The sequence below is a fragment of the Rhodococcus sp. ACS1 genome, from assembly GCF_002300155.1.
GTDB lineage: Bacteria > Actinomycetota > Actinomycetes > Mycobacteriales > Mycobacteriaceae > Rhodococcus_F > Rhodococcus_F koreensis.
In genome coordinates this window covers 369020-394788 of the sequence record NZ_NSDZ01000005.1, presented here as the reverse complement: position 1 = coordinate 394788, position 25769 = coordinate 369020, and the positions used below count along the sequence as shown (strand labels likewise).

Here is a 25769-nt window from a genome sequence, read left to right as displayed (position 1 = left end):
CACGCGCGGGTCAGAGGCGGGACTTCACCGCGTGCGAGAGCCGCGAACCGTCCGCCTTGCCGCCCGCAAGCGCGCCGGCGGCCTTCATGACCTGACCCATCTGACGCATGCCGGGACGCTCACCGATCTCCTCGGCCACCTGGGCGATGGCGGTGTCCACGACGTCGACGAGTTCGGCGTCGGTCAGCGGCGTCGGCAGGTACTCGTCGATGATCTGCGCCTCGGCCCGCTCCTGCGCTGCCAGCTCACCCCGACCGTTCTCGGTGTAGATCTCGGCGGACTCGCCGCGCTTCTTCGACTCCTTCGCGAGGACCTTCAGCACCTCGTCGTCGGTGAGTTCGCGGGCTTCCTTGCCGGAAACCTCTTCGGTCTGCACGGCGGCCATCAGCATGCGGATCGTGGCGGTGCGCAGCGAATCCTTGGCCTTCATGGCGGCCGTCATGTCGGAGCGCAGTCTTGCTTTCAGTGAATCTGGCATGGGCGAAACGCTACGCGCCCCGATTTGTCCACTGCATCTCGATTGCGCTCATCAGTATCCTGGAAGAGTGTCTGACGAGTTCCGCACCAACCTGACCCGCGCCGCCCTGGGTACGGCGGGTGCCGCCGCCCTCGGCATCGGCTACGCCTCGCTCATCGAGCGCAATGCGTTCGCGCTGCGTGAGGTCACGATGCCGGTGCTCGAACCCGGGTCGTCGACGCTCCGTGTGCTGCACATCAGCGACCTGCACATGATGCCCGGACAGCGGCTGAAACAGAACTGGCTGCGGGAACTCGACAACCTCGACCCCGACCTCGTCGTGAACACCGGCGACAACCTGTCGCACCAGCGGGCGGTGCCCGCCGTGGTCCAGGCGCTGGGGAATCTGCTCGCCCGCCCCGGACTGTTCGTGTTCGGCAGCAACGACTACTTCGCGCCGAAACCGAAGAACCCGTTCGAGTACTTCCGCAAGGATCGCAAGCGCATCCTCGGCGAGCCGCTGCCGTGGGGCGACCTGCGGGCCGCGTTCACCGAACGCGGCTGGTTCGACGTCACGCACGTGCGCCGCGACCTCGAGGTGTCGGGGGTCCGGATCGCGTCGGCCGGGGTCGACGATCCGCACCTCCAGCGCGACCGGTACGACACCATCGCCGGTCCGCCCAATCCGCTGGCCGATCTCCGGCTGGGCATCACCCACTCGCCCGAGCCGCGGGTTCTCGATCGGTTCGCGGACGACGGGTACGACCTGGTGCTGGCCGGCCACACGCACGGCGGTCAGCTGTGCCTGCCGTTCTACGGCGCACTCGTCACCAACTGCGACATCGACCGCTCACGGGTGAAGGGGCCGTCCAAGTGGGGGGCGCACACCCAACTGCACGTGTCCGCCGGGATCGGGACGTCGCCGTGGGCGCCGGCCCGCTTCTGCTGCCGCCCCGAGGCGACGCTCCTGACGTTGGTCCCGGCTCAGCGCGGCGGCTCGGACTCCGACACCGCGCGGGCTCGCGCCGAGTCGTCGGAGAGCACCGTTTTACGCAATTGACCAGGGGATTTAATGGTGACTGGTTGGGTAATGTAAGCTAGCCGAGGTTCAACACGGGGTGTGGCGCAGCTTGGTAGCGCGCTTCGTTCGGGACGAAGAGGTCGTGGGTTCAAATCCCGCCACCCCGACAGTGTGAGACACCGAGAAGAGGCCTCGACCGGTTCGCCGGTCGAGGCCTCTTCTGCGTGGTGGGGACGTTTTCCGGTTGCCCGGACCCCGCGGCCACCGCTCCGAAACCTCAGGCTAGCCTCACCTCATGTCATCGAGGCTCTACGTACGCGCCGGGCTGGTCGCCCTGGCCAGCGTCTTTCTCGCCGCCTGCGGCACCACCGACACCGGTTCGACCGCCGGCAACACCGACGTCGCCACCGGCGGCCGCCAGTTCGCCACGGCGGACGCCGAGACCGCCAAACTCGGCACCGATGCCGAACCCGGCGTCTTCCCCCGGACCATCACCCACGCGCTCGGGGAAACCGTCATCGAGAAGAAGCCCGAGCGGGTGATCGTCCTCGACGGCGGCGAGCTGGACGACGTGCTCTCCCTGGGAATCACGCCCGTCGGACTGGCCAGCCCGGAGAGCGCCGCCGGACAGCCGTCCTACCTGGCCGACAAGCTCGCCGGAGTCCCGGACGTCGGGACCACCAACAACCTGAACCTCGAGGCGATCTCCGCGCTGCAGCCCGATCTGATCCTCGGCAGCAAGCTGCGCGCCGACAAGCTGTACCCGCAGCTGTCGTCGATCGCACCGACCGTATTCGGCATCCGCCCCGGCTTCCCGTGGAAGGAGAACTTCCTGCTCGTCGCGGACGCCCTCGGCGAGGAGACCAAGGCGGAGGACGTGCTCAACGCCTACCAGACCCGCGCGGACGAGGTCCGGGAGTCCATCACCGGCGAGCCGACGATCTCGCTGGTCCGGTTCATGTCCGGCAAGATCCGCCTCTACGGCAACCTGTCGTTCATCGGTGTCATCCTGCAGGACGTCGGGCTCCCGCGCCCCACGGTGCAGAACATCGACGAACTCGCCGTCGAGGTGAGCCAGGAGACGATCGGCGAAGCGGACGCCGACCGGATCTTCTACTCCAGCTACGGCGCACCCGAGACCACCGACGAGTCGACCGTGGTCGGCGGCCCGCTGTGGAATCAGATGCAGGCAGTGAAGGACGGCAAGTCCGTGCACGTCAGCGACGAGACCTGGTTCCTCGCGCTCGGACCGACCGGGGCGATGCTCGTCCTCGACGACCTCGAGAAGATGCTCGCCGCCTGAGTCGCCGAATCCCCGAGTCACTTCGGCGCGGGCACGAACGCGTCGTAGATTGCCTGCGGCGCACCGTCGATGGCCCAGATGACCATGAGTCCGACGGCCACTGTCAGGGCGGGCCCGAGCACGACCTTCTCGAAGGGCCCGCCCGCCCGGATGGACAGGAACGACGGGAGCCGGAACTCCCACCACCGTTCCTTGCCGAGCGTGAGGAACGGCGCAAGAAAGGGGACGCCCTCCTTGGTGATGGCGTCCCCAAGACAGTGGGTTGCGCAGCCGAGGGCCACCGCGACGCCGAGCCCGGTGGAACCGGCCTCGGTGGGATACGACTGCCAGGTGAGCGCGGACAGCACCGCGGCGACCGCCGAAACCGCCAGCCAGCCTTTTTCTTTGGCCAGCTCACCGGCCAGCCCGCGCAGGGCCAGGCCGAGGCAGACGAACAGCGTCGCGATGATGGCGGGCTTGCCGAACTGGACGACGAGCGCGGACACTCCGGCCCCGATGCCGGCCGCAAACAGGGCGGTGTGGGTGAGCGTGCGGTGCCCACCCCGCCGCTTGCCGTCCCGTTTGCCCTTGGTGATCGTGTAGAAACCCAGCGACACCGCATCGACACCCTTCGCGACGACGCTGCTGACCGGACCGAACGAACGCGACACCGTCGACTGGCTCGTGTCGAGGTCCGGGAGCAGCGCCGCCCCGGCGCACACCGCCGCGAACGTGAGGGTCTCGGCGGTGGACGTGGGCCCACCCCAGTCGAGCGGCAGCAGATCTGCCACCGCCAGACCGACGGCCGCACCGGACATTGCGTGGGTGGGACCCATCACCATGGAAGACAGCACCTTTCGACCCCGACTCGGGACACGGTCATCCGAGCCGGTGTCCTGACACCGCTCAACCTAGCAACAACATCCGACACACCCGTCACACACCTGTGAGTACTTGTTAACCGCCGGCGGTTAAGAAGTACTCACGGGCGCGAAGCGCATGGGGGATGATGGAATCGTGCGGTGCGTGCAGCCGGGCGAAGGAGGGTCGTCGTGGAAACTGTGGTGGTATTCGTTCTCGCGTTGCTGATCTATTGGTGGGGCCTGCTCTGAGCGTGCCCCACCAACGACATCAGTTCCCGGTCTGTCCTTCCCGGACACCGATTTCCACTCGCTTGCCCAGGTCGGGGTCGACGCTCTTCCAGTAGTCGAACACCCGCAGCAGAACCGGTTCGCTGACACCGCCGAGTGCGTGACCGACGATGTTGTTCACCAGGCGGTCGCGTTCGTCGTCGCTCAGGACCTCGCGGACGAGGGTGCCCGCCTGCGTGAAATCGCCGTCCTCGGCGTGCTCGACGTAACCGGCGCGCACCGACTCACCGTCGAACGCCCAGAGGCCTTCGTCGCCCGCGAGCGACGCGTCGGCGTGCGGGCCGCCGTACGAGTTCGGCGCGTACACCGGGGTCTCGGGTGAATTGGTGGCGTACCGCATCGCGCCGTCCTGCGAGTACGCGTTCACCTGGTTCTTCGGGGCGTTGACCGGCAGTTGCGCGTAGTTGGCGCCGATGCGGTACCGGTGCGCGTCCGCGTAGGAGAAGACCCGCCCGAGCAGCATCTTGTCGGGTGAGAAACCGATTCCCGGAACGACATTCGACGGTTCGAACGACGCCTGCTCGATCTGGGCGAAGAAGTTGTCGGGGTTCCGGTTGAGGGTCCACTTGCCGACCTCGATCAGCGGGTAGTCCTTCTGCGACCACACCTTCGTGAGGTCGAACGGGTTGAACCGGTAGCCCTCGGCCTCGTCGACGGGCATGACCTGGACCTTCAGCGTCCAGCTGGGGAACTCGCCGCGGGCGATCGTGTCGTACAGGTCGGCGCGGTGATGGTCGGGGTCGGTGCCCGCGAGGGTGTCGGCCTCGTCCTGGGTGAGAAACTCGATGCCCTGGTCGGTCTTGAAGTGGTACTTCACCCAGAACCGCTCGCCGTCGGCGTTGACCCACTGGTACGTGTGCGAGCCGAAGCCGTCCATGTGCCGCCACGTCTTCGGGATGCCGCGGTCACCCATCAGCCACGTCACCTGGTGTGCGGACTCGGGCCGCAGCGTCCAGAAGTCCCACTGCATGTTGTGGTCGCGCAGACCGGATCCGGGCAGCCGCTTCTGCGAGTGGATGAAGTCGGGGAACTTGATCGGGTCCTTGATGAAGAAGACGGGCGTGTTGTTGCCGACGAGGTCGTAGTTGCCGTCCTCGGTGTAGAACTTCACGGCGAATCCGCGCGGGTCGCGCCAGGTGTCGGGGCTGCCCTGCTCACCTGCGACCGTGGAGAAGCGCACCAGCGATTCGGTCTTCGCGCCGGGCTGGAACAGCGTGGCCTTCGTGTACCGGCTCACGTCGTGGGTGACGACCAGTTCGCCGAACGCGCCGGCGCCCTTGGCGTGGACGACGCGCTCCGGGACGCGCTCGCGGTTGAACTGCGCGAGCTTCTCGACGAGGTAGTGGTCGTGCAACAGGATGGGACCCTGCGGCCCGGCGGTGAGCGACTCGTTGTCGCTGGCGACGGGAATCCCGGCGTTGGTGGTGGTCGCGCGCTGTGTTTCAGGCATGGCAAAGCGTCTACGTAGATCTCATACTGTCTGCCACTTGCGTGGCGGCGTGGGAGATGGACGTGTGTCACGGCTACCCGCATCACCGTGAGGTGGTGCGGGTTTGACCGTGTCCCACACCGACGCTTGTGGTGCAGGAACATGCTGTTTCGGAGTCACCCCCACCCGCGGTGTCACGGTGGGCAGGCTGCGGCGGACCCGGCGATGCCGCGGCCGACGCGGGGTCGGACTGGTCTTGTCCCGGGACCGGCGCACCGGTGTGTGCTCGGCGACCCGAATCGCCGGCAGCTGCCCCCGCCGCCGGGTGGCCTTGTTTTTGCCGAGGAGCGCGCGTTTGGCGAGGTTCACCCCCGCGACGTGGTCCCGGTTGCCGCCGACCCGGCAGCCCGGGCACCACGCGGTGTGATAGCCGCCGGGGCGGGCGAGGGGTTCGTCGCAGCCCGGACACTGTGCCGAGGATCCTCGGGCGGGCACCGAGACCACCACGATACCGACACCGGCGGCGGTGTGGGCGAGAGCGGCGGTCGCTTTACGGCGGGCGGACTGCGCGGCCCGATTGTTGTTGACCCGGCCATGCCCGCGGGTCTCGAGGGTGGTCAGGTCTTCCACCGCGATCACCCGTGCGCCCGCCGAGGTGGCGTAGTCGGTGACCTGCCGGGCGAAGTGGAAGGCCAGTTCTCGGTTGATCTTTCCCCGCTTGATACCCACCGCCTCGCGGTGGGCGTCGAGGACGGCGATCTTCGCCTCCAGCCGGGCGCGGACCTCGGGTGGGGCGGTGGCGGCCAGTCGCGTCAGCCGGGCCGCCTTGCGGTGCAGCATCTGCCCCTCGGCCTGCAGGCGGGCGAGTTTGGTCCCGAGGCCGCGGTCGTCGTAGGTGACGCCCCGGTAATCGGAGACCAGCCCCTCCGGGCCCTCTGCTGCGGTGGCGGCGGCACCGAGCGTGGACGGGCACCAGTCCACGCCCACCGCGGAAGTTCCCGATGTCAGATCAGCGGCGGGGACCGTCTCGGTGGCCGCGCACCGCCACAACAGGCCTTTCCGGTCGAGGACGAGGGTGGGGAGATGCCAGTCGGTGATCGGCCGGTCGTGCAGGTGCGGTGGGATCGCGGCGGTCAACCGGACTCGTCGCCACTGCGCATGTCCTGTCGGGGCGACGGTGGTGGGCAGTTTGACGGTCAACGTCATGACGGCGTCGGTGACGGTGATGTGTGCGAGTTGTCGATCCGCTGCGGACAGCCGAGCCATCGCCGAGGTCTTCGGTGGTGCCTGCATGTCGGTGATCCGCAGCCGCGCCTGCACCGCGCCGTCGGTGCGGCAGGCGCGCGCGGTGAGCTGCCGCACCACGCCCCGGGCGAAACCCAATGGCACCCAGTCACCCGGTTCGGTCGGCGGCGCCAGAGTGCCAGTGGCCGGGTCGAACCGGGCCGACAGTGCAGTAATCGCGGTGTCTCGGTATGTCAGGGTCCGCAGCGTCGCCATCGCCTGTGCGGTGACCACCCGGGTGACACGTGACGGAATGTAGACATCGTCCGGGTAGTGCGGGGTCCAGCCCAGACGCGCAGCAGCGACATGGCCCTGCGTCGGGAGCTTGCGGCCCTGGCGGTCCACGCCGGCGGCGAGGACATCGAAGGTGGCCGGTCGCCACAGCCGCGACAGCAGCCGCGCTTCGGCGCCCGAGATCAGGTCGAGCAGCCACCCCACCCGGGTGTCGACATCGTCGAGTCCGATCGGCTCACCGGTGATGTCATCGACCGCCAGGTACGGGCGGGTGGTGAACGAGAACTGCCGCAGCGCAGGCAATCCGGCATCGGCCATCAGCTGGCCCACCTCAACGCCATGATCGTCTCCCATCAGCTCCCCCACCCTAGACTGCGTCCCCATCCTCACCGACGGCCTCGACCCTAACGCCGACCACCGACACGTCACGCTCGATCCACGCCACCCCGAAACCCACGCCGACCGATCCCGCCACCACCCGCACCACCGCGAACTGGCGGATGGCTGCGTCGTCACGCTGCGCCCGCTCGAGTCTCTCCCGTAGACCGGAACCACGATGCTGGTAGGCCCGGTACACGGTGCCGGTGGCACGCTCACGCAACGCCATTTCCTGATCGGCGAGCGGGGGTTCCTGGCCGGTCGAGCCGGACACCCGGCAGTACAACTGCTTCCGCCCTGTCGGCCCGAACACTCTCCGGTGCAGGTCGACCCAGGTTGACGTCGCGATCCTCCCGGTCGAAAACTCGCTGACCGGAAACCTGTACGCCGAGGGGCCTACGACGCGGCCCCCTAGACCCCCACCCAGTTGAGAGCCTCCAGGTTGCAATCGGGTGAGGGTGTATCGGCGGGAACGAACCGGGATCAGGACAGGGCTGCTGCCGACCCGGTTTCGCTCTGCGCGTCGGCCTGGCACTGAGAGCAGAGCCCCCAGAAGACGACCTCGGCCTCGTCGATCTCGAATCCGTGGGCCTGCGAGGGGTCGAGGCACGGTGCCTCGCCGACCGCGCAGTCCACGTCCACGACGGTCCCGCAGCTGCGGCACACGAGGTGGTGGTGGTTGTCTCCGGTACGGGTTTCGAACCGTGCGGGCGATCCCGCGGGTTCGATACGTCTGAGCAGACCGGCGGCGGTGCACGCCTTGAGGACGTCGTATACCGCCTGGGTGGAGACCGATCCCAGCTCTTCGCGGACTACGGCTGCGATGTCGTCGACGTCGGAATGCGGCCGTACGGCAACCGCATTCAACACTGCAACACGTGGTGCAGTGACACGGAGGCCCACGCCGCGCAGCTGCGCTGTGGGATCCGTGCCGTGTTGCATGTGTTCCAGTATCGCGCCTTTTTGGAATTAGTCAAGAAAAGGATGTGTCGGAGATTATTGACATGTCGGAAATCTCCGACATAAGCTCGCCCCGTGCCCGACGACGACGTCTTCCTCGCCCTCGCCAACCCCGTGCGACGGCGTCTGCTGGAAATCCTGGTGGACGGACCGCTCACCGCCGGGGAGCTCGCGGGCCGGTTCGACCTCAGCCGCCCCGCGGTGGCGGAGCATCTGCAGGTGCTGCGCCGGGCCGGGCTCGTCCGCGACGAACCGTCCGGACGGCAGCGGCACTACCACCTGACCGCCGAGCCGCTCGCCGACGTCGGCGACTGGCTGCACCCGTTCGAGCGGTTCTGGCGTCACCGCCTGCGCACACTCGCCGACTTCCTCGAGGAGGACTCGTGACCGACCGCACCACCACCCGGATCTCCGTCGACCAGTTCATCGCCGCGCCGCCGGCCAAGGTGTGGCGCGCCCTCACCGAGCCGGATCTGCTCGCCCGCTGGTGGGCCGCGGGCGACATCGCCGCCACCGTCGGGCACCGGTTCCACCTCGACATGCCCGGCTGGGGCGCCGTGCCCTGCGAAGTGGTCGAGGTCGAGCCGGAACGGCGCTTCGTCTACACGTTCACCGAGAACTGGACGCTGGTGTGGCGCCTCGTTCCCGAGGGTGCGGGCACGCGCCTGTTCCTCGACCACTCGGGCTTCGACCTCGACGACAAACGCAGCCGCGACGCGTTCGAGCGGATGGGTCCGGGCTGGCGCGACACCGTGTTGCCGCGCCTCGCCGGCGTCGCCGCGGAGATCGCGTAGCGCCCCGGGCTGTCAGCGCCTACGCGCGGGCCCGGTGGTCATCCGGCCGTCCGTGATCACGACGCCGTGATGCGTTCCCGGCGTAAGCCAGTCGGCGAGCGTGGGTCCGTCGGCCGCCACGTCCACGCGGGCGTACCGAAAGTGGCCGCGGAGCCGCGCGGACGCCGTCACGAGACCACGACCGTCGTCACCCGGTTGCGCGAACCCCAGCGCTCCGGCGATCGGTAGCCGCGGTCCGCGCGGCCGGGTGCTCGTGGTGACGCGCCACGCCCCGGACGACGCCTCGAAGTCGCCGTGCACGTCGCCGCCGAACTCGGCAGGCACCTTGGGCAGGCTCCAGTGTGCACGTCCACCGTGCACGGAGGGTTCCGAATCCACGGCGATGAACGGGACCGCCATGCGCGGCAGGACGCCGATACGACGCCCCGGCGCGCGGAGCACCGGGCTGGCGAGGATTTCCCGGTAGGGCCCGACGGGCGAGTCGAGATAGTCGACCATCATCGCGAGGGTCATCGGGACGGTGGCGCCGCCGGGTCCGAGGGCGCGGGCGGCCGCGGTGCTGCGGTGCCACCACAGCGTCGCGCGGACGGCCGCCGGCCACGGGGGCGGTGAGCTCTCGGGCCAGTCGGTGCGGTCGGTGGTCGATTCAGGCACGCTCCACATCGACTGTCTCCCTTCGGTTCACGACCGTCAGCGGAAGCCGCAGTGCGCCCGGCGCGTCGGCGGGCACCACCGGATTCCGGGGCGGTGACGGTGCGATACGTACGTATGGCTTGCCTGGCTCGGGCCGGGTGTCGGTCTCACCCCTGTTGGGCCACAGCGCGAACGCGCGCTCGGCCTGGGCGGTGATGGTGAGCGACGGGTTGACGCCGAGGTTCGCGCTCACCACCGACCCGTCGGCCACGTGCAGCCCGTCGTGTCCGTACGCGCGCAGGTAGGGGTCGACGACCCCGGTGTCCGGCGAGTCCCCGATGGCGCATCCCCCGAGGAAATGCGCGGTCATCGGAATGTTCACGACGTCGGCGACGGAGCCGCCGGGGTCTCCCCCGATCCGCGCGGCCACCTTCCTGATGGCTGTGTGCCCCTGCGGGATCCATTCAGGCGGCGGATCTCCGGGACCCGGACGGCTGGTGACCGCGCGCCCGAGTCGGCCCTTCCCTTTGGCGAGCTCGAGCGAATTGTCGTCGGTCTGCATCACGAGCGCGATCACGGTGCGCTCCGACCAGTGCCGCACCGACAGGCTGCGGGCGAACGCCCCGGGCCGGCGCAGCGCGACTCCCACCGTTTTCAGCAGCCGCGGCGCCCGGCCACCGCCGTCGCTGAGGACGGTCTGCAGCAGCCCGATCGCGTTGCTGCCCTTGCCGTACCGCACCGGCTCGATGTGGGTGTGGTCGTCCGGGTGGAACGAGGACGTGATGGCCACGCCTTTCGTGAAGTCGGTGTCGCGGTTCCTGGCCGTGGCCGCGAGCACCGCCTCCGAGTTGGTGCGCACCACCGACCCCAGCCTCGGCGACAACCGTGGCAGCGCACCGGATTCCTTCATCGCCAGCAGCAGCCGGGCGGTGCCGTACGTGCCCGCGGCGACCACCACCTGGTCGGCGGTGAACGTGCGCTCCCGCCTACGGATTCCGTCGGTGCGGCGGGTCCGCAACTCGTAGCCGCCGCCGGGCCGGGGGCGCAACTCTTTCACCGTCGTCAGCAGATGGACCCGGGCGCCCGCCTTCTCCGCGAGGTGGAGGTAATTCTTGACGAGCGTGTTCTTCGCTCCCACACGGCAACCCGTCATGCAACTGCCGCACTCGGTGCACCCCGTGCGGTCGGGACCCTCGCCGCCGAAGAACGGGTCGGCCACCCGCGACCCCGGTTCGCCGAAGAAGACACCCACCGGTGTGGACGTGAACGTCGTACCGACGCCCATCTCCTCGGCGACCTCGCGCATGACGGCGTCGGCGGGGGTGAACGACGGATTGGTCGTCACCCCCAGCATCCGCTTCGCCTGCTCGTAATACGGGGCCAGCTCCGACTGCCAGTCGGTGATGTGCGCCCACTGCCGGTCCTCGAAGAAGCGGCGCGGCGGCTGGTACAGCGTGTTCGCGTAGTTCAGCGATCCACCGCCGACCCCGGCGCCGGCCATGACCAGGACGTCAGGCAGGAGGTGGATCCGTTGCACGCCGTAACAGCCCAGCCAGGGTGCCCACAGGTAGCGTCGCAACCGCCAGCTCGTCTCGGGCAGTTCGTCGTCGGTGAAGCGCCTGCCCGCCTCGAGAACACCGACCCGGTACCCCTTCTCGGTGAGCCGGAGCGCCGCGACGCTACCGCCGAAACCGGAGCCGACCACGACCACGTCGTAATGCGTCACGCGACGGTCTCCTTCGCCGTCCTGCGCCGGGATACGTAGTTCTCCCGGTCGAAGCTCTGCAACTGAGAGCGGAACTTCCAGGTGAACGTCGGCCACTGGACGGAGTTCCGGCCCTCGGAGTCGTAGTACCAGCTCGAGCAGCCGCCCTTGTTCCAGACGGTGGTCTGCAGTTCGGACTGGATGCGGGTGTTGTATCGGCGCTGCGCCTCCTCGGTGACCTCGAACGCGGCGATTCCGCTGTGGTGCATCGCCGTCAACGCGTCCGCGATGTACGCGGACTGCGATTCGAGCATGTAGACGATGGAGCTGTGACCGAGATTGGTGTTGGGCCCGTACATCAGGAACAGGTTGGGGAACCCGGCGACGGTGGTCCCCTTGTACGCACTCGGGCTCCCGGCCCAGTGCTCGGCGAGGGTGCGGCCGTTCGCCCCGCGCAACGCGTGCGCCACCGGCGGTTCCGTCGGCGTGAACCCGGTCGCGAAGATGATGGTGTCGACCTTGTGCTCGTTGCCCACCGCGTCGACGACGCCGTCCGCTGTCACCCCGGCGAGTCCGGCGTCGACGAGCGTGACGTCGGGACGGTCGAGGGTCCGGAGCCAGTCGTTCGACAGCAGCATCCGCTTGCAGCCGATCGTGAAGTTCGGTGTGAGCTTGCGGCGCAGTTCGGGATCGCGCACCTGCCGGCGGAGGTGCACCCGGGCCACCGCCTCGAACACCGGCAGCAGTCCGGTGGCGTGGGCGAGCACCCCGCCCAAGGCTTCCCGGAAGCTGTACACCGAACCGCGGACTACCTTCTGCACCAACGGCAGTCGCCGGTAGAGGGCCTTCTCGGAGTCCGGCAGTGCACGGTCGAGTCGCGGGATCACCCAGGCGGGGGTGCGCTGGAACACGGTGAGGTGCTCGGCGACGGGCGCGATCTCGGGCACGAACTGCACCGCCGACGCGCCGGTTCCGATGACGGCCACACGTTCACCGGTGAGGTCATGGTCGTGATTCCACGTGGCCGAATGGAACGTGGTGCCGCCGAAGGTTTCCAGCCCGGGCATGTCCGGGACGCTGGGTGTCGACAGCGCACCGGTCGCGGCCACCACGACGTCGGCCGTCAGCGTTCCGCGGCTCGTCCGAACGGTCCAGACGGCCGCGTCGTCGCCCCAGTGCGCCTCCTGCAGTTCGCACTCGGTGACCACCCGGGACCGGACACCGGTGTCGGCCGCGACCTTCTTCAGGTAGCGATGGATCTCGGGCTGGCGGGCGAACGTGTGACTCCAGTCGGCGCTGGGGGCGAACGAGTACGAGTACAGCGACGTCGGGACGTCGCACGCGCACCCCGGGTAGGTGTTGTCGCGCCACGTGCCGCCGACGTCGTCGCCGCGCTCGATGATCAGGACGTCGGCCTGCGGCTGCGTCTGCAGGATGCGCGCCGCCAGGCCCATGCCCGCGAAACCCGCCCCCACGATCAGGGTGTGTACGTGCTGCGGAAGATTCACGACTTCTCCACCTTCGATTCCCACACGGGCAACAGCCGCGCGCGTAGTGACTGTTCGGCCTCGGGGGTGCGGAACAGTGCCGACACCGCCAGACCGCGAACCAATTCGATACTGAGCTCGATGGCGTCGGAGTCGAACCGATCGCCGAACACCTCCGCCGACCCGCGACGCAGCGCGTCGGTGACCTTCCGCTCCAGCGGGACCGTCGCCTCGAACAGGGCCGGGTCGGTGCGGGCGGCCACCCACAGTTCGAGGGCCGCGTAGAACAGCGGTCCAGAGAAGGCGTCGGCGAGCACCTCGATGCCGCGGCCGGCATCCACTTCGGTGGCGAGGATTTCCTCCATCCGCTTGTCCACGAGATGCTCCACCGCGGCGACCACCAGCGACTCCTTGGTCGGGAAATGGTGCAACTGCGCGCCGCGCGACACCCCGGCCCGCCGCGCGATGCCCTGCGTCGTGGTGCGGGCGTATCCGAGCTCGACCAGGGAGTCGACGGCCGCGTCGAGCAGCTTCGTGCGCATCGCCGCGGTCCGCTCGGCCTGCGTGCGGGTCGTTTTGGCTACTGCCGTGTCAGGTGTCACACCCAGCACTGTAAGCGGAAAAAAGAAAACAGTCCAGACTGCTTGTAAATGCACCTGTGAGTACTTATTAACCGCGGGTCGTTAATAAGTACTCACGGGCCTACGGCACGAGGCGGTACCGCAGCATCATGTCGTGGTCCTCGTGGTCGAGCATGTGGCAGTGCCACACGTACCCCTGCAGCGGATGCGACGACGGCTCCATGTGGCCGCCACCGGAGTGATCCATCGTGTGCGCCGCCGACATCCCGAACGTGGCGTCCGGGTCGAAGCCGAGTTCGTCCGCCGTCGGGAACCGGACGACGATCCGGGTGATCGAGTTCGCGTCCGCAATCACGGTGTCCTTGAACCCGGACTCCCACACCTGCGGCGCCAGGTTCGGCCCGAGAACGAACGGGTCCGCCGACGGCGTCCACCGCACCCCGACCGCGGGTACCGGGACGGCCTGCATCAGGGCGTTCGTGTCGATCGCCTGCCGTCCGATCACCCGGAACGTCACCAGATGCAGGTGGATCGGATGCGGTTCGGGCGTGACGTTGACGATGTTCCACTGCTCGACGGTCCCCTGCCGGGGCATCTCGATGTCGTCGGTCGTGTAGCGCAGGTTGTTCAGCGACATCAGCGGCGACGGCTGACCCAGACCCTGCGCGAGCTGCATCACCGACACGTTGCGCACCACCGACGGCCGCGCGACGGGCGGGAGCACGGCGAGGCCACGGCTTCCGCCCCGCAGCGTCTCCGGCACGCCACCGGTGAACCCGGCGGCGGGCCCCACCCGGAACCGGCAGAACCGCGGCATGATTTGCACGCCCCGCTGCGCGACCTGCGCCGGGATCGGCTCGTCGTTGCGCAGTTCCACCGTCGTACCCGGGGCGAGGGCCCCGAAGTCGACGAGGAGGTCCACCCGCTCCCCCGGTCCGAGGCGGACGTGGTCGGTGGCGACGGGCGCGTCGAGCAGCCCGCCCTCGGCGCCGATCACCCAGAACCTCATCCGGTTCTCGAAGAACAGATTCCACACGCTGAACGACGCGGCGTTCACCATCCGCAGCCGGTACAGGCCGCGCGCCACCGGCATCTCCGGCCACACCTTGCCGTTCACCACCCCCACGTCGCCGGGGGTGGCGGCCTCCCAGCTGCCCTGCGGATTCAGCGGGTTGGAGCGGACACTCTGCCGTCCGTCGTCGGTGAAGTTCTTGTCCTGCAACACCAGCGGCAGTTCGAACTCGCCCGCAGGCAGACCGAGCGGGTTGCCGGTCTGACCGGTGTCGTACTCGTCGCGCAGCAGGTACATGCCCGCCAGCCCTGCGTAGATGTTGAGCCGGGTGACGCCCATCGCGTGGTCGTGATACCAGAGCGCGCAGGCGTCCTGCCGGTTCGGGAACTCGTGCACCATCCCCTGTCCCGGCCGCATCGTGTCCTCGGGGTGTCCGTCGAACTCGGGGGGCGTCCGTCCGCCGTGCAGGTGCAGCGACGTCGGGACCTGGGTGCGGTCCTGCTCGCTCACGCCGTGGATCCGCGTGTCGACGTCGGCGGCGAGGGGGTTGCTCGTGATGTCGTTGCGGTAGGTCAGTGAGGTCCGTTCGCCGACGTGCGCCTCGATCGTCGGGCCCAGGTAATCCATGCCGCCGTAGCCGAGGGCCGGGGATGCAGGCAGGTCGGGATGGAACACGTGCATCGTGCTGCTCGCGTGCACCTCGACGGCGGTCCCGCCGAGCACCGGCAACGGCGGCAACTGTTCCCGGAACGGCTGCAGCGGCGGCGAGGAGAAGACGAACGGCCGCAGTGGATCGATCCCGAACGGGTAGGCGCTCGCCGACCCCGCTCCGACGGCGCCGAGCCCGGCCGTCAGCGCCAGACCACGCACGAACGACCTACGCGGAATTCGTCCATCCATACGGTGGAGCCCCCTGCACGATGCGACCAGCGCTGCGACTGGAGTAGCCGACTCGAGTAGCCGACGGTACCCCAACCGTCGCTGCGCGCACCCGGTTTACGGGCGCACCGTCGCACGACGGCCGTCGTCGTGCCAGTCTGACCCCATGACTCGTGCAGTTCCGAAGAACATGGCATGGATCCCCGGTGGCACCTTCTGGATGGGTTCGGAGGACTTCTACCCCGAGGAACGCCCCGTCCACCAGGTGACGGTCGACGGGTTCTGGATGGACTCGCACCAGGTCACCGTCGCCGAGTTCCGGCGGTTCGTGAAGGACACCGGCCACGTCACGACCGCCGAGATCGCCCCCGACCCCACCCAGTACCCCGGCGCGGATCCGGCGTTGCTCGTGCCCGGTTCGCTGGTGTTCACCCCGACCCCCGGCCCCGTGCCCCTCGACGACTTCACCCGCTGGTGGTCGTTCACGCCGGGCGCCGACTGGCGGCACCCGGAGGGTCCGGGCAGCAACGTCGGCGGACGCGAACGCCATCCCGTCACCCAAGTGTCGTGGTTCGACGCCCGCGCCTACGCGGAGTGGGCGGGCAAGGACCTGCCGACCGAGGCCGAATGGGAGTTCGCCGCCCGCGGCGGCCTGGACCGGAAGCCGTTCGTGTGGGGCGACGAGCACGAACCGGGTGGCAGGCCCGGCGGAAACGTGTGGCAGGGGCAGTTCCCGTGGGAGAACCTCCTCGAGGACGGGTTCGCCGGGACGTCGCCGGTCGGCCATTTCCGGCCCAACGGTTACGGACTCGGCGACATGGCCGGCAACGTGTGGGAATGGACCACCGACTACTTCACCGCGGATCACTCCGCGGGCGGCAAGAACGTGGCACCCGCGAGTTCCTGCTGCATTCCGGCGAACCCCCGCATCGACACCGCTGTCGCCGCGGACCCGCACGAGCCGTACGCGCGCCGCGTGATCAAGGGCGGCTCGCATCTCTGCGCGCCCAACTACTGCCTCCGCTACCGGCCCTCGGCCCGGCAGGGTGACACCGAGGAGACGTCAACCTGCCACATCGGGTTCCGGTGCATCGTCCGCCCGTGACCGGACCCCGCGTTCTCACCTGACGCGGATGATGACAACCCGTCCGAATCGGTGTTCGCTCGAAGAGTGCGGTCGACGAAACTATCTGTGGCGCTGGCCAGGGAAGCTCTGGCCGCGCACACCGAAACGGCAAACGGCTGGCTCCAGGGGACCCCGCCCGGGCGCACGGTCCGGCGCATCATCGACGGGCTGGTGGGGATCGAACTCTTCGACAGGTCGATGACGCTCGCCGCCAGGATCTTCACGTCCGTGCTGCCCGTGATGATCGCGGCATCCACACTGAGCAGTTGGAACGTGACCGCAAGCACCATCAAGACCCAGTTCGGCTTCGACCCCACGGAACTGACATCCACCTCCGGCGACGTCGACACCACGAACCCCTCCTTCGCCGCGTTCGGGGTCGTCGGGCTGCTGATGATCGCGATCAGCGGCACGTCCTTCGCGCGGGCCCTCGCCCGGGTCTACGGCAAGATCTGGAACGTCCCGTCGATCAACCTCCGAGACGCCTGGCGGTGGCTCGTCGTCCTGTTCGCCGTCGCGCTGTCGGGGACGGCGATCGGCCTGGCCAGCGAGCTCACGAACGTCCGGTTCATCGGGCCACCTCTCGCAGTCGCCGGGGAGTTCGCGGTGTGGATGGCCGTATGGACCCTCAGCCCATACCTGTTGACGATAGGCACCCTCAAGGGTCGCGTGCTCTGGGCGACCGGGATGCTGACCGCCGCCGCGCTCACCGCCCTCCACGTCGGCGGACGCCTCGTCCTGCCCCGGATCACCGCCGCCGCGCAACACCAGTTCGGGCCGCTCGGCCTGGTATTCACCGCGATCAGCTGGCTGTTCGTCCTGTCCGTCGTGATCGTAGGGTCCGCGGTGATCGTCAAGGCCATCGCGCTCGACGAGGGCTACGTCGGGCACTACCTGCGCGGACCGGACGCGATCGCGTCAGAACAGGCCGCCGAGTCCCTTACCGAGGACGACGGCGCCCATCACGAGTAGCAGCACGCTCATCACGGCGGCGTTGTTGGCCTGCAGCCAGACCTTGAGGCTGTCGAGGGTCCCGCGCATCCTGTCGGCGGCCACGGCGTACGCGACCACCGGGACGAGGACGGTCGACCCGGCCAGCACGGTGTACACGAGAAGGGCCATCACCTGCTCTGCCCCGCTCACGCCGGCGGTGCCGATTCCGACGCCCGCGGACACGCAGAGCAGCAGGTTCTTGGGATTGATCGCCGCCAGCGCGAATCCGAGTCCCGTGGACTTCACGAAGTTCAGGTCGTCGATGGCCTGCATCCACTTCGGGGGTTCGGCGTCGGCGTTGCGACTTCGCCACTGCCGCCCCGCGAGCAGGAGCAGCAGCACACCCAGAACGACTTTCACCCACGACGCCGTCGCGGAAGGGCCGTCGGAGTCGGACGTGTCGACGCTGCCGGCGAGGAGCACGAAGATCCCTGTCGCGACGACGATGCCCAGGATCCAGCCGACACCGAAGCCCGCGCTCGCCCCGCCTGCACGCTTCGACAGCAACATCAGGATGACGGCGATGATCGGTATCGGCGAGATCGCGACACCCACCGCGAGCGGTAACAGTTCTCCGATGACTGAGCCCATGTCCGAACCGTAGGGTCGGGCGGCCGTGTCCGCCTCGCACGTCCCGGGTGAGGTGAGCGGCAAAGCGTGCTCGGGGACGCTTTGCCACTCACCTGGGGGACAGCACGCGCGCGGCGAACGCGAGGGAGTCCGGCATGGAGGCCATCAGCGACCCGCGATGGTCCTCACCGACGAGTTGCTGGAATTCGACGTTCACCCCGTGCTGCCGCATCTCGGCGAGCTGCGCCCACGTCAACGGAATCGGCACCGACGCATCGGACAAACTGTGCACCACCCGCAGGGGACGGTCGAAGCCGTCGACGGGCACCTGCTGCATCTCCCGGAACAGCTCCCGGAACCGGTCGTTCCACAGCGGCGCCGCGAACAGGTCGCCGACCGACGTGGGGTGGGCCAGCAGGTACCGGCCGAGTTCGCGGCTGCACGTCACCTTCGCGAACTCCATCAGGTCGAGTCCTGTCGGCGACAGGTAGCGCCGGATGTCGACCTCGGGACGCTGGTCGTCGATACCGGCGAGGGTCAGCAGTGCGTAGTTCACGATTCCGGTGGTCGGCAGAGCCGGAATGGCCGGGCCCACGGCCGGGAAGAGCTGGTCGAGGTGGGTCGGCGCGGCCACGGCGACGGCGCCCGGAAGTCGAGCGCGGGTGCCCTGGTGGTGGCCTCGCGGGCGGCGAAGTAGGTCGCCTGCCCGCCCTGCGACAGTCCGGTGACGATCCACCGGTCGGCGAGCACGTCGCCGTAGACCTCGTGTGCGGCCAGGACGACGTCGACGGCGTTCGCGGCGGCCGCCGGACCGTCCAGATAGGCGTTGACACCCGCTGTGCCGATTCCCGCGTAATCCGTTGCCGCGACGGCATACCCGGCTGCGAGCCACTGCTCGATCGCGGGCAGTTCGACGTAGTTGAACCCGGCGACGGACGGTGCGCACTGATCGGCGACACCGACGGTGCCGTGGGCGTAGGACACCACCGGCCAGCCGCCGGCGGGCGGGTCGCCGCGGGGAAGGAAGACCGATCCGGTCGATTCACCGGTCGCGGTGGAGGTACGGAGGGTGGAGTACCGCACCCGGACGCTGTCTCCCGCCTGGGCGGGGACCGTACCGGGGGGCAGCTGCTCCTGCGACAGCAGGATCCCGGGAGGCTGCGCGGAGACCTCGGCCGCGCCGGTGAGCAGCAGCAGAACCGCCGCCACCGCAGCCCCGACCACTCTCATCGGCCCAGTATCCACCCGCAACCGACACGTGAGCGGCAAAGCGTGCGGGAGCACACTTTGCCACTCACGTGGGGGGGAGCTAGACGAGCAGTTCGGCGATCTGAATGGTGTTGAGGGCGGCACCCTTACGCAGGTTGTCGCCGGACACGAACAGCGCCAGACCGCGACCCTCCGGGACACCCGGGTCCTGACGGATCCGCCCGACCAGCGACGGGTCGCTGCCCGCGGCCTGCAGCGGGGTGGGGACGTCCACGAGCTGCACACCGGGAGCCTTCGACAGGATCTCCTGCGCGCGTTCCACCGACAGCGGACGCTCGAACTCGGCGTTGATCGACAACGAGTGACCCGTGATCACGGGGACGCGGACGCACGTGCCCGACACCAGCAGGTCGGGCAGGCCGAGGATCTTGCGGCTCTCGTTGCGGAGCTTCTGGTCCTCGTCCGTCTCACCGCTGCCGTCGTCGACGATGGAGCCGGCCAGCGGCAGCACGTTGAACGCGATCGGTGCGACGTACTTGTTCGGGGCCGGGAAGTCGACGGCACTGCCGTCGTGGACCAGCTTCTCCGCGTCGCCGATGACGGCGCGGGCCTGGCCCACCAGCTCCTCGACACCGGCGATGCCGCTGCCGGAGACGGCCTGGTAGCTCGACACGATGAGACGCTGCAGTCCGGCCTCGTCGTGCAGGACCTTCAGCACCGGCATCGCGGCCATGGTGGTGCAGTTGGGGTTGGCGATGATGCCCTTCGGCGGGTTCTTCGCCTGCTCCGGGTTCACCTCGCTGACGACCAGCGGCACGTCGGGATCCTTGCGGAACGCCGAAGAGTTGTCGACGACGGTGGCACCGGCCGCCGCGAAGCGCGGGGCCTGCTCACGAGACAGCGTGGCACCGGCCGAGAACAGGGCGATGTCGATGCCCTTCAGGTCCTCGTCGGACGTCGCGGACGCGTCCTCGACGACGATCTCCTCGCCGCGGAACGGCAGCTTCTTGCCCGCCGACCGCGCGGAGGCGAAGAACCGCACCTTGTCCGCGGGGAAATTGCGTTCCTCGAGGAGGGTGCGCATGACGATGCCGACCTGTCCGGTGGCACCGACGACAGCGATGGTGGTCATGATTACCGTCCCGTTCCTGCGTGCACGACGGCTTCTTCGTCGCCGCCGAGCTCGAATGCATCGTGGATCGCCTTCACGGCCTTGTCCAGCTCCACGTCCTTGACGAGCACCGAGATGCGGATCTCCGACGTGGAGATGAGGTCGATGTTGACGCCGGCCTTCGCGAGCGCCTCACAGAATGTCGCGGTGACGCCCGGGTGGCTCTTCATGCCCGCACCGACCAGCGACACCTTGCCGATGTGGTCGTCGAACAGCACCTGCGTGAAGCCGATCTCGCCCTGCAACTTGGTCAGCTTCTCGACCGCCCGCGGGCCGTCGGCCGTCGGCAGGGTGAACGTGATGTCCGTCTTGCCGGTCTCGACCTTCGAGATGTTCTGCAGCACCATGTCGATGTTGATCTCCGCCTCGGCGACCGCGCGGAAGACCTGCGCGGCGTAACCGGGGGTGTCGGGCAGGCCGACGACGGTGATCTTGGACTCGCCGCGATCGTGCGCGACTCCGGTGATGATTGCCTCTTCCACGGGGATGTCCTCCATCGATCCGGACACGATGGTGCCCGGCTTGGTCGTGTATGACGAACGGACGTGCACAGGCACGTTGTATCGGCGGGCGTACTCGACGCAGCGGAGCATGAGCACCTTCGCGCCGCACGCCGCGAGTTCGAGCATCTCCTCGAACGACACCGTCTCGAGCCGCTGCGCGTCGGGAACGATGCGCGGGTCGGCGGTGAAAATTCCGTCGACGTCGGTGTAGATCTCGCAGACGTCGGCCTCGAGGGCTGCTGCGAGGGCCACCGCGGTGGTGTCCGAACCGCCGCGCCCGAGGGTCGTCACGTCCTTGCTGTCCTGGCTGACGCCCTGGAATCCGGCGACGAGGACGATCGAGCCCTCGTCGAGCGCATCCCGGACGCGGCCCGGTGTGACGTCGATGATCTTGGCGTTGCCGTGAGCACCGGTGGTGATGACGCCCGCCTGCGAGCCCGTGAACGAACGGGCCTCCGCACCGAGCGAATGAATTGCCATTGCGACGAGAGAATTGGAGATGCGCTCACCGGAGGTCAGCAGCATGTCCATTTCGCGGGCGGGTGGGGCTGGGCACACCTGCTGAGCCAGATCGAGCAGCTCATCAGTGGTGTCCCCCATCGCTGAAACCACGACGACGACATCGTTGCCGGCCTTCTTGGTCTCGACGATCCGTTCAGCCACTCGTCGGATTCTCTCGGCGGTTGCCACCGAGGATCCGCCGTACTTCTGGACGACGAGAGCCACGCGTTTCTACCTCCAGGTCGATGAATCTGTACTGGTCCAGCTGTCGAGCTTACCGGCGGAGTCCAATCTGATCCCGGGTGAGTCCGTTCGGCGGCCTATCCGAACGCCGTGTTCGCGGCGTCCACGACCCTTGCCACGGCGGCGCAGTTCGGGCCGTGAACAGTGACGACTGCACCCGCGTGGCCGAGCCTGCGGGTGAACTCGTCGACACCGGCCCCGGGCCGTGTGATGTCGATCGGCTCACCCATCGGGCTCGTCCACTGGCACCGGTCGCCGACCGTCTCCGGCTCGGCGGGAACAAGTGGTCTGTTTTCCTTCACCGGCGACATCGTGAACGACACGGTCACCTCGCTCCCGGGCACCCGATTCGGATTCGGGAACAGGACGCAGTCGAACGGGGCAGGCGGCGACTCCGGATCGACGACGCGTCCGCCCGCCGTGGTCCCCAGCACGTCGAGGACTTCGCAGGGGTCGTGGACGGCGAGCACCACCTGATCCGGGGAGCCGGCGTCGCGGGCGGGCAGCCCCGACCGCATCCTGTCGATCGCCGAGTCCAGCACCGCGTCGGCCAGCGGGCAGGCGTCCTGGCCCGCGACGGTTCCGGCGCGGACGGTCGCAGGCGGCCGTCCCACCTGTTCGTCGTCGGTTCCGAGGGGCAGCCGGAAGACACGCTCGCACGTCCCGCGGGTCAGGTCGGCGCCCGCACCGCGGTAGACGGTCACCCCGTCCACCGTCTCCGGCCGCGTCAGCGACGCGTCGGACAGCATCGACGGCAGCAGGGACACCTCCACATAGGTGGTGACGCCGTCGGGCCGCGTCATCAGCGCCGAGCACACCGGCAGTTGCACGGCCGACCCGTACTGCTGGACCGTCCCGGCGTGCCGCACCACCGCCTCGTCGAGCAGTCCGCACGGATCGGCGGCGCGGAGCTCATCCTCGACGTGGACGTGCCGCTGCTGGTCCGGACTCAGTTCCTGCAGCGGGGACGCTCCCGCGGTCCCCGACACGCTGTGCGCGCACCCGGACGTGATCGCGGCGCACAGGAGCGCCGCGGCGACTTTCTTCACTCGATCCCCCCTCGAATCGGCCCGAACACTACCGCCGATTCACTGTCTCCCGGATCACATGGTCTTCACGATCGGCGGGATCTCGAACGTTCCGTCGAACACCTCGGCCCGGGGGCTGTACATCCGCAGCATCGGCCGGAATCCGGCGTCCGGTGTGGGCAGCCAGTTGGCGCGGGCGACCGGGTCGGCCGGGGCGGTCGCGCCGAGCGTGATGGTCAGCGAACCGTCGTCGGCGAACACCAGTCCCGGGGTGCGGTCGCCGATCGAGTAGCGGTCGAGGGGATTGTCGACGAGAAAGAACTCCGGGAGGTCGTACATGGTGATCGACCAGAACGCGTCGACGGGCGGGGTCGGCGCGAACGTGAGTATGTAGGTGTGTTCGCCGGACAGTTCGTTGCCTTCGCTGTCGTGGTAGATCGGCGCGTATGCGGCCTCGTAGCCGTGGTTGCCCCACAGTCCCGCCATCGCGGCGCCGGCCCGCAGTCCCAGTGCCTTCGAGCGGTCCTCGATCCGCCACTCGGGTGAGTTCACGGTGCCGACCTCGAAGAAGTCGTCGTTGTAGTCGAAGGCGTGGTACATCAACTGCCAGCCGTTGACGACCGCCGCACCGGCACCCGATTTCAGTGCGGCAACCAACGATTGGTGCCCGGCCTCGGCGCCCGCCGTGAGGACGGACGCGAGGTCCGGCGGCGCCTCGAGGTACGGCGACGCCCCGGTCTCGAGCAACCCGAGTGGGGCGAACATCTGCTCGGCGATCAGGTCCTGCGCGGCGGGCGGGTACGCCTGCGAATACACCCGCAGCTTCTCCCAGAACCGAAGGTCCTCGGGGACGTTCGGGTCGGGTGCGGGCAGACCGACCACCTGCGCCTGGTCGCCGACAGGTTCCAACGTCAGGGCCGACTGCAGTGCCTTCACCCGCTCCAGATCGGCCTCGCCGTCGCAGGCCCAGCGGCCGACGATGGTGCCCACCGACGTGGGGAACGCGATCCGCGTCGCGCCGGCGGGGACCTCGCCGGACCACCCGGGGCCGGTCAGCAGATAACGGCCGGCCGCCGTTCCCGTCGCGCGTTTGCCGACGTACGCGAAATTGTCGGTCCACGCGTCGACGAACTGCAGCACGTAGTACGCGCCGCCGCTGTCGGGCACCCGGAGCAGTTGCGGTCCGTGGCCGAGGTCGATCTGGGCGATCGAGTAGACGGTGTCGTTGTTGACCGAGACGAACGTGTCCCGCGGCCCGGCGAGTGTGCGGGCATGGCTGAACGTGTTGAAGGGTCCCTCGTCGAGGCTCCCCATCCCCTCCGACACGAAGCGGTTCACCTGGTCGAGATCGAACACCAGCGGAAACCCGTACACCCACGCCTTCGCGGCGAGTTCCTGCAATTCTGCGCTGACGGTCACGAATCCTCCTCTGGCCGTTTCCGGCTCACATCGGCAAGCGCTTCCCGCACGGTCGGGTACAGGCCGACGGGTGAAGTTCCGGAGTCCGCCCGGCGCATCGTGTCGCGGAACTGGCCGATGTCGCGGGCCACCCGGAGGTCGACGCCCTTGCGTTTCAGGGCGTCCCGCAGTTGCCCGAGCATCTGCGCCGCACTGACGTCGATGAACGGGGACGTCTCCGCGTCGAGCACCACCGTCCTGGTGTCGTCGGTGCACAGTTCTCCGATGCGGTCCTTCACGTGATCGGCGTTGGCGAAGAACAATCCGGACTCCACCCGCACGACCACCACGTGCGGGGTGGAGGGCAGTTCGGGGTGGCGTTCGGCGTCCACCCACAGCGACCCGTCCTTCACGAGCGCCGCGACGTGCGGGCGGGAGGCCCGATAGAGCAGCAGGAGCATGGAGACGCCGATGCCGATGACCAGCCCGGGCAGGGTGTCGAACAGCAGGACGCCCACCATCGCCGCGAGAGCCGCCGCGAAGTCGGCGCGCGCGGCGTGGCCGTAGATGCTGCCCAGCCGCCTCGTCCACACCCCGTACAGCCCGCGGAGCGCGGCGATGTCGACGAGTTCGACGACGGCGGCGATCACCACCGCGGCCAGGGTCGCTTCGGGCAGGTTCTCGAAGAGGCCGGTGAGGAACAGCAGCGTGACCACGGTCAGCGCGGCGACGACGAGACCGCTGACCTGAGATTTGGCGCCCGCCCCTCCATTCACCGCCGTCTTGGAGAGGCTGCCGTTGACCACCATTCCCGAGCACAGCCCGGAACCGAGGTTTGCGGTGCCGAGGCCGAGAAGTTCCCGGTTCGGGTCGATCTCGTAGCCTTCCTTCGCCGCGTATGTCTTCGCGGCGCCGAGACCTTCGGCGAAGCCGATCAGCAGCACCCCGACCGCCGGACCCAGCAGGTCCACGTAGTCGTCGAACCCGACTCCGGCCGGCAGACCGAGCGAGGGCAGACCTGGATCGATGTGACCGACGATGTCGACGCCCCGGTCGTCCAGCCCGAACAGCGACACCGCCGCGATCCCGAGGAGCACGGCGAGCAGGGATCCCGGGACCAGCGGCAGCCAGCGTTTGAACCCGAGCACCACCACCAGGCTGAGACCGCCGACGACGAGCGTCACCCAGTGCGTGTCCCCGAGATGGGTGAGCACCCCCCAGGCCTGTTCGAAGAAGTTGCCCTTCTCCTTCTCCACTCCGAACAGCGCGGGCACCTGTCCGACGATGATGGTGAGGGCGAGACCGACGATGAAGCCCTTCAGCACCGGCTCGGAGATGAACGAGGCGATGAATCCGAGGCGCAGCAGACCGGCCAGCAGCCCCGCGATCCCGGTGGCGATCGCGAGGACGGCGGACAGCGCTGCATACTTTCCGCCGTCCGCACCGGCCAGCGGCGCGACGATGGCCGCCGACAGGGCTGCGGTCGCCGACATCGGACCCACCACGAGGTGACGCGAACTGCCCGCCGCCGCGTACAGGATCAGTGCCGGGACCGCCGCGTAGAGGCCGACGACCGGTGGCACCCCCGCGATGGTCGCGTAGGCCAGTGCCTCCGGGACCAGCACCGCCCACACAGTCAGGCCCGCGATCACATCGGGCCTGACCCACCCCCGTTGGTAGTCCCGCAGCGAGCCGAACACCGGCCAGGTGCCGGTCACGGTACTCACCACGTCGTCATCG

At 68.7% G+C, this 25769-nt stretch carries 22 protein-coding genes, 1 tRNA gene and 2 pseudogenes; 7 read left to right on the top strand and 18 right to left on the bottom strand.

Annotated features, from left to right (window positions below; all coding sequences use genetic code 11):
* Positions 1-10: 10 nt before the first annotated feature.
* A complete protein-coding gene (locus CJ179_RS22555) occupies positions 11-478 on the bottom strand; it encodes a GatB/YqeY domain-containing protein (RefSeq protein WP_005248498.1) in 468 nt (155 codons plus the stop codon).
* Between the two features lie 67 nt (positions 479-545).
* Here CJ179_RS22555 and CJ179_RS22550 point away from each other — a divergent pair, with 67 nt between their 5' ends.
* From CJ179_RS22550 to CJ179_RS22540, 3 genes are all read left to right on the top strand, one after another.
* Complete coding sequence (locus CJ179_RS22550; RefSeq protein ID WP_072938076.1) at positions 546-1517, top strand: metallophosphoesterase; 972 nt, start codon at positions 546-548, stop codon at positions 1515-1517.
* Between the two features lie 54 nt (positions 1518-1571).
* Positions 1572-1645: transfer RNA gene (locus CJ179_RS22545), tRNA-Pro, on the top strand.
* Between the two features lie 128 nt (positions 1646-1773).
* On the top strand, positions 1774-2781 hold the full coding sequence (locus CJ179_RS22540; protein ID WP_095862952.1) for an ABC transporter substrate-binding protein: 1008 nt from the start codon (positions 1774-1776) through the stop codon (positions 2779-2781).
* A gap of 17 nt (positions 2782-2798) precedes the next feature.
* Here the strand turns inward: CJ179_RS22540 and CJ179_RS22535 are convergent, their stop codons facing one another.
* The 5 genes and pseudogenes from CJ179_RS22535 to CJ179_RS22515 all read right to left on the bottom strand — a co-directional run bounded on the left by CJ179_RS22535 (position 2799) and on the right by CJ179_RS22515 (position 8178).
* Positions 2799-3602 carry a metal-dependent hydrolase gene (locus tag CJ179_RS22535; protein WP_072938080.1) on the bottom strand — a complete coding sequence of 268 codons (804 nt, stop codon included), beginning with the start codon at positions 3600-3602 and terminating at the stop codon, positions 2799-2801.
* 289 nt (positions 3603-3891) lie between these two features.
* Positions 3892-5361 carry a catalase gene (locus CJ179_RS22530; RefSeq protein ID WP_095862951.1) on the bottom strand — a complete coding sequence of 490 codons (1470 nt, stop codon included), beginning with the start codon at positions 5359-5361 and terminating at the stop codon, positions 3892-3894.
* A gap of 10 nt (positions 5362-5371) precedes the next feature.
* Positions 5372-7176: pseudogene (locus CJ179_RS22525) on the bottom strand (zinc ribbon domain-containing protein).
* Positions 7177-7225: 49 nt separating this feature from the next.
* Entirely contained in the window at positions 7226-7510 is a 285-nt protein-coding gene (locus tag CJ179_RS22520; RefSeq protein WP_143548915.1) for a hypothetical protein, read from the bottom strand.
* Between the two features lie 209 nt (positions 7511-7719).
* Positions 7720-8178, bottom strand: coding sequence for a Fur family transcriptional regulator (locus CJ179_RS22515; RefSeq protein ID WP_072938085.1), 459 nt, complete (start codon positions 8176-8178; stop codon positions 7720-7722).
* Between the two features lie 93 nt (positions 8179-8271).
* Between CJ179_RS22515 and CJ179_RS22510 the strand changes: the two genes are divergently transcribed.
* Entirely contained in the window at positions 8272-8583 is a 312-nt protein-coding gene (locus CJ179_RS22510) for a helix-turn-helix transcriptional regulator (RefSeq protein WP_095862950.1), read from the top strand.
* Positions 8580-8990 (top strand): SRPBCC domain-containing protein, encoded by a 411-nt coding sequence (locus CJ179_RS22505; RefSeq protein ID WP_095862949.1) that lies wholly within the window; start codon positions 8580-8582, stop codon positions 8988-8990. Before CJ179_RS22510 ends, CJ179_RS22505 begins: the two co-directional genes overlap by 4 nt.
* 12 nt (positions 8991-9002) lie before the next feature.
* Here the strand turns inward: CJ179_RS22505 and CJ179_RS22500 are convergent, their stop codons facing one another.
* The 5 genes from CJ179_RS22500 to CJ179_RS22480 all read right to left on the bottom strand — a co-directional run bounded on the left by CJ179_RS22500 (position 9003) and on the right by CJ179_RS22480 (position 15308).
* Entirely contained in the window at positions 9003-9653 is a 651-nt protein-coding gene (locus CJ179_RS22500; protein WP_095862948.1) for a hypothetical protein, read from the bottom strand.
* Complete coding sequence (locus CJ179_RS22495; RefSeq protein WP_095862947.1) at positions 9637-11349, bottom strand: FAD-dependent oxidoreductase; 1713 nt, start codon at positions 11347-11349, stop codon at positions 9637-9639. The genes CJ179_RS22500 and CJ179_RS22495 overlap by 17 nt, the downstream gene beginning before the upstream one ends.
* Positions 11346-12836 carry an NAD(P)/FAD-dependent oxidoreductase gene (locus tag CJ179_RS22490; protein WP_095862946.1) on the bottom strand — a complete coding sequence of 497 codons (1491 nt, stop codon included), beginning with the start codon at positions 12834-12836 and terminating at the stop codon, positions 11346-11348. The genes CJ179_RS22495 and CJ179_RS22490 overlap by 4 nt, the downstream gene beginning before the upstream one ends.
* A complete protein-coding gene (locus CJ179_RS22485) occupies positions 12833-13426 on the bottom strand; it encodes a TetR/AcrR family transcriptional regulator (protein WP_095862945.1) in 594 nt (197 codons plus the stop codon). Before CJ179_RS22485 ends, CJ179_RS22490 begins: the two co-directional genes overlap by 4 nt.
* Before the next feature lie 91 nt (positions 13427-13517).
* Positions 13518-15308: a multicopper oxidase family protein gene (locus tag CJ179_RS22480; protein WP_095862944.1), complete on the bottom strand. Its 1791-nt coding sequence runs from the start codon at positions 15306-15308 to the stop codon at positions 13518-13520.
* A gap of 145 nt (positions 15309-15453) precedes the next feature.
* On the opposite strand from CJ179_RS22480, the gene CJ179_RS22475 reads away from it, so the two are divergent.
* Both CJ179_RS22475 and CJ179_RS22470 read left to right on the top strand, forming a co-directional pair.
* Positions 15454-16392: a formylglycine-generating enzyme family protein gene (locus CJ179_RS22475; protein ID WP_095862943.1), complete on the top strand. Its 939-nt coding sequence runs from the start codon at positions 15454-15456 to the stop codon at positions 16390-16392.
* 87 nt (positions 16393-16479) lie between these two features.
* On the top strand, positions 16480-17385 hold the full coding sequence (locus CJ179_RS22470) for a hypothetical protein (RefSeq protein WP_095862942.1): 906 nt from the start codon (positions 16480-16482) through the stop codon (positions 17383-17385).
* Here CJ179_RS22470 and CJ179_RS22465 read toward each other — a convergent pair.
* The 7 genes and pseudogenes from CJ179_RS22465 to CJ179_RS22435 form a co-directional block, all read right to left on the bottom strand.
* Positions 17332-17997, bottom strand: a complete 666-nt coding sequence (locus CJ179_RS22465) for a GAP family protein (RefSeq protein WP_095862941.1) — start codon at positions 17995-17997, stop codon at positions 17332-17334. The two genes, CJ179_RS22470 and CJ179_RS22465, sit on opposite strands and share 54 nt — an antisense overlap.
* An 88-nt stretch (positions 17998-18085) precedes the next feature.
* Positions 18086-19206 (bottom strand): annotated as a pseudogene (locus CJ179_RS54060) (lipase family protein).
* Positions 19207-19285: 79 nt separating this feature from the next.
* Positions 19286-20317, bottom strand: a complete 1032-nt coding sequence (locus CJ179_RS22455; RefSeq protein ID WP_095862940.1) for an aspartate-semialdehyde dehydrogenase — start codon at positions 20315-20317, stop codon at positions 19286-19288.
* 2 nt (positions 20318-20319) lie between these two features.
* Positions 20320-21585, bottom strand: coding sequence for an aspartate kinase (locus tag CJ179_RS22450; RefSeq protein ID WP_005248517.1), 1266 nt, complete (start codon positions 21583-21585; stop codon positions 20320-20322).
* Between the two features lie 95 nt (positions 21586-21680).
* Positions 21681-22652, bottom strand: coding sequence for a hypothetical protein (locus CJ179_RS22445; protein WP_095862939.1), 972 nt, complete (start codon positions 22650-22652; stop codon positions 21681-21683).
* 54 nt (positions 22653-22706) lie between these two features.
* Complete coding sequence (locus CJ179_RS22440; protein ID WP_095862938.1) at positions 22707-24050, bottom strand: DUF1254 domain-containing protein; 1344 nt, start codon at positions 24048-24050, stop codon at positions 22707-22709.
* A complete protein-coding gene (locus CJ179_RS22435; protein WP_095862937.1) occupies positions 24047-25759 on the bottom strand; it encodes a SulP family inorganic anion transporter in 1713 nt (570 codons plus the stop codon). Before CJ179_RS22435 ends, CJ179_RS22440 begins: the two co-directional genes overlap by 4 nt.
* Positions 25760-25769 lie beyond the last annotated feature (10 nt).